Genomic DNA, 8,291 nt, shown 5'->3' with positions numbered 1-8,291 from the left:
AGGAAGGAGGCTAAAAAATGCGAAAGGACATCAGAAAGTACCTTGAATTCTACAAAGGCATAGGGTTAAGACTAACTGCACTTAATGGCAAAAAGCCATTCCTTGCCGACTGGTACTATAAAGAACTAAGCGACGAAGAGCTTTTAGAGTACTGGGCTCAGGGCTATAACATCGGTGGGAAGATGGGAGAAAAAAGCTGCTGGATGGTGGATATCGACATAGACCACCCAGCAGCAAACAAAATAGTTGATTTGTACCTTCCAATAGATACGTTGAAATTCGGGCGGGCAACGAAACCTCTATCACATCTGCTGTATTTTTCAGAAAATTGTAAGTCGCTTAAGAGAGATTTCAAATTCAGCAATCAGACTGAAAAAACTACCATTGTCGAGATCCGCAGTACTGGTCAGCAGACCATGATTCCACCTTCAATCCATCCAGACACTAAAGAAGAATTAAGATTTGTGGGTGAACTTAAAGAACCCTTAAAAATCGAAGCTGATTTGCTAACTGCCGCTGTTAATAAAATCGCAGCTGCGACTCTAATCGGCTTGCATTGGTATGAAGGGCAGCGTCAAGATTGTGCTTTAGCGCTGGCTGGTGGTCTTTTGCGTGCTGGGTGGTCTGAAGAAGAGGCAGAAAAATTTATACAGGCTGTTTGCTTAGTTGCAGATGATGAAGAGTCAAAAAAGCGGATAAAAACTGTAATTCAAACTGCTAAGAAACAAGAGGAGAACAAGGCGACCACAGGCTGGCGTAGATTGGCACAATTGATAGGAAATGAGGTTGTTGCAAAAGTTATTGAATGGCTGGGGATAAAACAAACCAAAGCAGAGCTGCTATCCATGGCAGAACTTTTGAGTTTGGAGCTGCCACCTGTTGAATTTCTACTTGAAGGTCTTTTGCCAAATGAAGGCCTTACTATATTAGCAGGCAGGGAAAAGATAGGGAAAAGCTGGCTTTGTCTTGAACTTGCCTTGAGTTTAGCAGCAGGAACAGGATTTCTGGGCAGGCAGACTAAACGACCTTACAAAGTGCTCTATCTTGCACTTGAAGACAGCAAAAGAAGATTGCAGCAACGAATTAAACAATTAGGAACTGGCATTTCACAAAACTGTTTTGTTCTTTTCAACATTGAAAGCTTACAAGAATTAGAAAAGATAATCATAGACCACAACTTTGAAGTAGTGATAGTAGACACCATGCAAGCCTTTAAAAGAGCTGTAAAACTTTTTACAAACACAAAGCTTAACACCTATGAGCAGGATTATAACATTAGCCTAATGTTGAACGACATTGCAAAAAGGCTTAATTGCACCTTTATAATTGTCCATCACACAAAGAAGTCAGGCGAACTGGATTTTGTAAACGAAGTGCTTGGGAGAGTAACTGCAGGTGCTGATACCATCCTGCATTTGACCAGAGGAAGAACCGAAGCTGATGGTTTTCTAAAAGTCACAGGCAGAGATGTTGAAGAACAGGAGCTTGCGCTGCGGTTTGAAAATGGGCACTGGTCTTTGTTAGGAACTGCGAAAGAATATGCAATTTCGAAAGAAAGGCGGGAAATTTTAGAAGTCATAAAACAATTGGGTGGGTCTGCTACACCAAAACAAATTGCCGAAGCCTTAGGAAAAACAAGAAGCAACGTTAACAAGCTATTGCTAAAACTGGCTGGGGATGGATATGTGAAGGCAGTAAATGGAATATACAGCCTTGCCACAGAGACAGAAAAAAGCATTCACTCTATTCACTCTATTCACTCTATTCACTCTATTCACTCTATTCACTCTGTGGACAGAGTGAATAGAGAAGTGAATGAGGGAACGATGGAAAATTTTAGCGTTCACTCTGTAGAGCCCTTGAGCCAACTAAATTTTTCGGGGGTGAGTGAACAGAGTGAACGGAGTGAACGCACTTTATTGAAATTCGAAAAAGATAAGTTTTACATTCGACGTTTGAACTTGAAAAAGGAAGAGTGGCAGGAAGCAGCAGAGCAATTTAAATGTGAGTGCGGACAGACTTTAGCATATGCCGAAGCTTTTCATAAATTTGGGTGTAGGAGCTGCGGAACATTATATGCTTTGGTGCAAGAAGAGGATGAAAAAGGATTGTATATTAGGGTAGTAAAAGAGGAAGAGGAAGCTTTATTGCCAATAGGCAGTGAAGATTTTTAGAACAGTAGAGCAAAAACAGAGCAAAAACTTGATGGCAGGGCACCTGTGAAGGTGCCCTTTTGTTTTTGTCCAACAAGCAGCATAACATTGCAACATTTTCAACGCTAAAAAAAAACACTGATGGACAAGGGACGATATACAAGTCGTCCTTTTTTTAGATTGTCAAACGTGTCAAAACAGAATTTAGTGTGACAATGCTGCAAGGGTTAGCTGACAAGCACGCAAAAGCGCATAAAATAAAGACCAGGGCAGGAGAGCAAAGTGAGAGCAAAACAAGGGCAAAAGAGAGTTGATTTTGTGACTTTCTATACCAGAAAGAACAGTAGAAAAAAGTAGGGAAAGTGAGCAATTTGAATATACTGGCATTCTGTATGCAAATCTATAGCACTTTTTGAAGGTGCAATGCAGCTGTTTAAAGGTTTCTAAAACGAGCAGTGTGGACAAAAAGTGAAAGGTGCAGAGGAGACTTTCTCTGCACGAAGTAGCAACCCAGCAGAGAAGCTCTAAAGAGTTAGCTCATTTAAAGAGCGTGGTAGTACGAAAGTAGCACGAAAGTTAAATTCAGAGGTAATAACACAAAGCACAAAGGCAGGGGTATAGTGCAAAAGTGAGGTTAAAGTTAGGCAAAAAAAAATGACACAAAATGGTGATTGGATGAGCAGAAACGCAGGATTTTGCATTGTTACTTTTGTGACGCTTAAAAAAAAGGCTTTGAAATGGCGAATGAGTTACAAAGCAGCGACCCAGTAGACCAAAAACTGCCATCGAGAAAATGTCAAGCCAAAAACTATGCGAAGTTTTTCACAGGGCAAAAGGAAGTAAGGGAAAATTCAAGGACGACAAGTAAGCAAGGTGTGAAAAATCGGAAACGCAGCGTTTTTGTGAATTTCAGGAGTCAATAAAAAAAAGAGCAAGAACGTTTTAAAGGCTCATAGAACGCAGTCAAAGGGCAGGGTGGTATTAAAATACCTTTTGTGCTTTAATCGCTTTGCTATGGGCGTTTATGAGCGTTTTAGACATGAGGTAAAAGAGAAGTAAAAGAGAAGCAAAAGAAGAGTGCAGAAGGGATGGATTCAGTAATACTTAACCCAAAGCAGGGGATGTTGCTTCCCATCCAGTTGACATCCAGCAAGTGCTTGTAACTGCTGTTTTGAAAGGCTTTTTGTGCGTCAAAAAATGTCAAGCTTTGCGGGAATTTTGTAGCTGTCATGTCCCAAAAGTATGCGAGGTTGCAAGGAGCAAATTATGAGCGAAAAAAAAGCGCAAAATAAACGAGGAGGCGCTTTTTGATTTTGTATAAGCCAAAAGCTTGAGAGTAGGCAATTTGAAGGGCATTCTAACTTGGAACACCCTACAAGGCGTGGGTTTGGAATGCAACATTTTGCAATGTTTAAGAAACCTTTTAACATACAACCAGCACTTGTGGTTACTGATTTGGCAGGCTTTTGCGTGTTAAAAAATGTTTACATTTTTTGACCTTTTGTCTTCTCTTAAAAGCTTGTCAATCGTAGAGAAGCCTAAAGTTGCGGGCTTTAGGTGTCCGCAGAATGTAAAATGCGGGCAATATGACTGGGAAAGTTTAAAACGTGAGTTTATGCTTGGAGATTTCAAGACTCTCAAAGAGTTTGCACAGGCTAAAAATATAAGCTATGGATTTTTGAGAAACAAAGCAAAAGGCTGGACTCAGGAGAAAAGACAACTTAGCAAAACCAAGAGTCAGCTTGTGGTTGAAAAGACATTGCAAAAACAAATAGAAAAAGCAAGCGACTACAATACTTTGCATGTTGAGTTTTGGGACAGGCTTCTTGACTTGGTGTGGCAGGCTTTGCATGATGAGAAAACCATCAAAACCAAGGATGGCAGAATAAACATTTATGCACTTGAAAAGCTGGCTTTGGTGGTTGAGAGGGTGCAAAAAGGACAGAGACTTGCTCTTGGACTTGATGAGAAAAACTCAAATCAACCGCAGATTGAAGACAGTATTAGAGAACTTATCAAAGCACTTCATGAACCAGATGAGCCTTCTGTTTTAAACTAAGCTTGCAATATAAGGAGTGGCAATAAACAAATGCAGCAGTCAGAAAAAAGACAGTTTGCCAAGGTACAAAGCCAGCTTTTAATTGTCGACAACCTGAAGCTTGTGTATCATGTTGCAAATAAATTTATGCCATGTCCAAAGGGCTATTACTATGAAGTTGATGACCTTGTCAGTGAAGGGTACATTGGACTTGTTGTTGCAGCAAAGAACTATGACCCTGCCAAAGGCAGTTTTTCAACCTATGCTTGCAAGGTGATTGAGAGCAAGATAAAAAGAAGCTTGCCAAAATACGAGTTATCTTGTGCCATCTCTTTGGACAGTCCAGTATCAAAAGAACCCGAAGAAGATACATCTACAGTTGCAGATATAATCTCAGATGGTTATTCAGTCGAAAGCGAAGTGATTAGGAAAGACACAGTCCAAAAGCTACATAGGTATTTTGCCATCTTAACCGAAGAGGAAAAAGAAAGAGTCTTATATTACATCTCCACAGGAAAGAATTTACCTGCCAGTGATAATGTGTTCAAAAAAGCAAGAAGAAAGATAATAGCCAAGATGAGACAAGAACAGTTTGAGGCAGACCTTGACGACTTGACAGTGTTTATATCCTGCCCAGCTGTGCATATAGCAAGTGGTAGTAATTTTGGCTATTCACCAGTTGAGGCAACTGTTATTGATAGAGAAGAGAAAAGAAAACAGCTTGAGGTTTTGTCTGCAATACCACAATTGGACAAGCTGAGGGTTTTAAAACAACAAGGCGAACAGGACAGAATGAAACTTCTTGTTGCCAAGTGGGAAGTAGAAGAGTTTATAGAACGCAACTGGGATAATCTCACAATCCAGAATGCAAGGCTTTTGCAGGACTATTTTGTGTATTGTCTTTCCCATCTTTCAATGGTACAAAAGTATGGCAGCAAGTACAGAGAGCAAATAAAAAGAGTGGTCAAAAAGTTAGCTTTGTAAAAATTTTTTCTTGCGAAAAAAGCGAAAAAAGCGAAAAAAGTCTTGAGAATAGGAATATCAAGGTTTTTAGTATACCTACTTTTTTCGCAGCTATTGCGAAAAAAGTTCAGAAAAAGCCTAAAAACCTTGTGGCGACTGAATTACAACCTTGCGAAAAAAGTGTGAAAAAAGTCCATATACCCTATAGGGGGTATAAAACTTTGGTATATCCCCCCACCTTGACAAGTAGGCAAGCCATCTTGAGACCGGCGGGCCCAGCTCCAAAAACCTGCGATTGACACGCACACGAGGGGGGTTAAACAAAAAAGGTTAAAAAACAAACAAAATTTCGCATTTTAGCTTAAAAAGTCTGAAATAATTTTAAAATTGCTTAAAACATTGCAATTTTAAAGAGGCTAAAAAGCTTTCACAGGACAAAAAGGAAAGACAGAGAACAGATACAAAATTTCAAAAGATCATTTTGAACCTTTGAAACATTCACAGCATAGCCAGTAATTTAAATGTTCAAATTGAACCTTATAATTCCTTTCCAGTAATTCCATTCTTACCATCGTTTATAAGCACATCAAAATGGCAAGATGGTATTTTATATTCCCCTATCTCATTCTGCACGTTGTAGAGACTTTAAAAGCGCTTTGAGAAGGTTGTCAAACGTGTCAAATGCAAAGTTTAACGTGACAGGTTGACAATTTAACAGAGCTGATTTTGACCGCAGCGGTCAAAGTGGAACAAGCTTAACAACCATCGAGAAAAGATTAACAGGTTAACAGTTTTAAATTGTCAAGAAGTGTCAAATTGTTTTATAAACGCTGTCCTGTGTTAAGAAATGTTAAGGTAAGCTACAGCTTTGACCTCTCTTTAAAGCTTATCAACCTTGGCACATCTCAAAATGGCAGTTATTCAAGTTTAACAGCCGATGAAATTCGTTGTCTGTTTTCAGCCAAGCCGACGAAATTCGTATGCTTGAACATGCTAACAAATGCTAACCTTTGGAGAAGACTCTACAAAGGGTATTCTAACTTGGAACATCCTAAATACAGGGTGTCGAAATTCACGACACCCCATAAACTATTCGGAAATTTCGGAGTCCCTAAAAAAAGAGCAACATAAAACTTACAATTTTGCAGTTCCTAAAAGGTGACTTCCTAACTTGGAAAGTCATTTTAAAGGGGAATGGACCTATAAATCCTTGTAGTTTTTCAATCAGGACCAGCGCGCTGGGGTTTGCATATGTGACCGCAAGTTTTCAATGTCTTTTGGAGCTTGTCTGTTCTTTGCAGGCTTTAGTTTAAACTCCAGAATTTTGAGCAAAAAGCTACTTAGTAAAACTTAAGGTTCGTTAAGGTTTTGAATGCGTAGAAAATCAGCAAATTAAATCTAAATAACACGAACAAAGAAAAGCCATTGACCAAGTTAAAGCGTACATATAAACTGGTTTAAAGCAGTTTGCAAACAGTTTACAAGCACGTTTACAAAGAGGTGTAAACATGAAAAACATTCAACAGTTATGCGATGAGCTGGGTATATCGAGAACAACAGTTTATAAGTACATCAGAAGGCTTGGAATAGAGGTAAAGAAGGAAGGCAATATTGCATTTATAAACGACGATGACATTGAGAAAATAAAAGAAGCACTATCAACAGCGAGTACAAACAGTTTGCACACAGATTACAAACTTGAGTATATACAGTCTTTACAGCAGCAAATCGAAACATTGCAAAAACAAGTAGACTTTTTGAAGGAACAGCTCAGAGCAAAAGACGAACAGATAGCCAAGCTGATTCAAACCAATCAAAACTTTCAGGTGCTTTTAAAAGAAAAAGAAGAACAAATTTACCAGCTTGAAGGACAAAAACAAAAAGGCAGTTTTTTAAAAAAGCTGTTTGGCCGATAAGTTTTTGTTTGTCGTGTGCCAGTATAATACAGTTTTGCCTTTTATACCGTCGTTTATAAGCCACGTCTAAAAACAGGGTAGTATTTTTATATGTATCATCAATTAGATGCATTTCTAAAAGCCTTTATGCGCTTCTGAAGGGCATTTTAGAAACAACCAGCAGGGGAACATATCAAGGGTGCGGGTAGAATAGCACCTTTCCAGAAGGGATTAACCGCTTCCAGCAGCATTGAAAAACTGAACTGGCAAATAGGTAAAAAATAGACAAGGCAGGGTAATAAATACAAAATGGTATCCAAAAACATACGAAAAGCACCAAAAAGAAACAAATAAACAAAATCCTAATTGCACAAAATTATATTTTTGCGCAATCAAAAAATGTTTGGGTAACACTTAAAAGTGGTGTTGATTGAAAACAATTTTTGTGCTATAACAATAACAGGGGGTGAAAGCTATGAAAATGCGCACAGTGAACTTGAGACTGCCAGAAGACATTTTTAATGAAATCGGCGAGATTGCAAAGAAAAAAGGGCTTACTAAAAGCAGTCTGATAAGGGTAATTGTTGTGGAGTATTTGGAAAAGCAAAAGAAAGAAGGTGGCAAGAATGGATAATCTGCCGAGGGTTGAAATACCAAAGGACAAAGAGAAAATCAAGCAATTAATAGCTGCTCTTGAACAACAATTGCAAAAGGACACAAACGAAAAGGATAAAGAAATACACAGAAAAGCTCTTGAAGATTTAAAAGCCAGTTTAAACAAAAAAGACCACCTGTAAAAACTTTTGTTCCCTATAGGGTTGTGATATAATAACTTACAAAGAAGATAAAGACAAGTAAAGGAGGTGCAAAGTATGACACAGCAAATAACAATAAGAGTCCCTGCTAAAGAACTTGAAGAATGGCGACTCAAGATTAAAGAGCTTTCAGACAGACTGGGCATGCGAATTGCTTTAAGCGAATTAGTAAGACAAGGCGTTCCAAAAGCAATTGAGGAACTTGAGTCAAGAATAAAATGAGCACGCTGTAAATTTTGTGGGCGGGACGGAGACAAGCGTGCTCATTCTCTTTTTTTAAACTTTGCTTAACTTTTTTCAAAACTTTTCTTAGCTTTTTTCAAAGAATTTGATACATTTTGTAACTCTAATTTTACCACAATGGTGCAAAAATGAGACACCAAAGTTTGAACAAAAAACAAAAGTAGACGTTGTAAAGATTCATGAA

The 8,291-nt window shown here is 38.5% G+C and carries 7 protein-coding genes; all 7 read left to right on the top strand.

Going from position 1 to position 8,291, the window contains the following annotated elements; translation table 11 throughout:
• Positions 1-17 precede the first annotated feature (17 nt).
• The 7 genes from ATHE_RS14020 to ATHE_RS14730 all read left to right on the top strand — a co-directional run bounded on the left by ATHE_RS14020 (position 18) and on the right by ATHE_RS14730 (position 8,086).
• Positions 18-2,174: an AAA family ATPase gene (locus tag ATHE_RS14020; protein ID WP_012660750.1), complete on the top strand. Its 2,157-nt coding sequence runs from the start codon at positions 18-20 to the stop codon at positions 2,172-2,174.
• Positions 2,175-3,633: 1,459 nt separating this feature from the next.
• Positions 3,634-4,212: a hypothetical protein gene (locus tag ATHE_RS14010; protein ID WP_012660748.1), complete on the top strand. Its 579-nt coding sequence runs from the start codon at positions 3,634-3,636 to the stop codon at positions 4,210-4,212.
• Between the two features lie 30 nt (positions 4,213-4,242).
• Entirely contained in the window at positions 4,243-5,175 is a 933-nt protein-coding gene (locus ATHE_RS14005; protein WP_012660747.1) for a sigma-70 family RNA polymerase sigma factor, read from the top strand.
• 1,487 nt (positions 5,176-6,662) lie between these two features.
• Positions 6,663-7,070: a helix-turn-helix domain-containing protein gene (locus ATHE_RS14000; RefSeq protein WP_012660746.1), complete on the top strand. Its 408-nt coding sequence runs from the start codon at positions 6,663-6,665 to the stop codon at positions 7,068-7,070.
• Between the two features lie 454 nt (positions 7,071-7,524).
• Positions 7,525-7,683: a ribbon-helix-helix domain-containing protein gene (locus ATHE_RS13995; protein ID WP_012660745.1), complete on the top strand. Its 159-nt coding sequence runs from the start codon at positions 7,525-7,527 to the stop codon at positions 7,681-7,683.
• Positions 7,676-7,846 (top strand): hypothetical protein, encoded by a 171-nt coding sequence (locus tag ATHE_RS14445; protein ID WP_012660744.1) that lies wholly within the window; start codon positions 7,676-7,678, stop codon positions 7,844-7,846. Before ATHE_RS13995 ends, ATHE_RS14445 begins: the two co-directional genes overlap by 8 nt.
• Positions 7,847-7,921: 75 nt before the next feature.
• On the top strand, positions 7,922-8,086 hold the full coding sequence (locus ATHE_RS14730; RefSeq protein WP_012660743.1) for a hypothetical protein: 165 nt from the start codon (positions 7,922-7,924) through the stop codon (positions 8,084-8,086).
• The last annotated feature ends 205 nt before the right edge of the window (positions 8,087-8,291 follow it).

The organism is Caldicellulosiruptor bescii DSM 6725, assembly GCF_000022325.1.
Classification (GTDB): Bacteria; Bacillota; Thermoanaerobacteria; order Caldicellulosiruptorales; family Caldicellulosiruptoraceae; genus Caldicellulosiruptor; species Caldicellulosiruptor bescii.
This window is presented reverse-complemented; position numbering and strand designations above follow the sequence as displayed.

What these genes read in the sequence shown, in the direction of transcription:
- ATHE_RS13995 (WP_012660745.1), top strand. Translation starts at nt 7,525, where the DNA reads ATGAAAATGCGCACAGTGAACTTGAGACTGCCAGAAGACATTTTTAAT.
- ATHE_RS14730 (WP_012660743.1), top strand. Translation starts at nt 7,922, where the DNA reads ATGACACAGCAAATAACAATAAGAGTCCCTGCTAAAGAACTTGAAGAA.
- ATHE_RS14010 (WP_012660748.1), top strand. Translation starts at nt 3,634, where the DNA reads ATGTTTACATTTTTTGACCTTTTGTCTTCTCTTAAAAGCTTGTCAATC.
- ATHE_RS14020 (WP_012660750.1), top strand. Translation starts at nt 18, where the DNA reads ATGCGAAAGGACATCAGAAAGTACCTTGAATTCTACAAAGGCATAGGG.
- ATHE_RS14445 (WP_012660744.1), top strand. Translation starts at nt 7,676, where the DNA reads ATGGATAATCTGCCGAGGGTTGAAATACCAAAGGACAAAGAGAAAATC.
- ATHE_RS14000 (WP_012660746.1), top strand. Translation starts at nt 6,663, where the DNA reads ATGAAAAACATTCAACAGTTATGCGATGAGCTGGGTATATCGAGAACA.
- ATHE_RS14005 (WP_012660747.1), top strand. Translation starts at nt 4,243, where the DNA reads ATGCAGCAGTCAGAAAAAAGACAGTTTGCCAAGGTACAAAGCCAGCTT.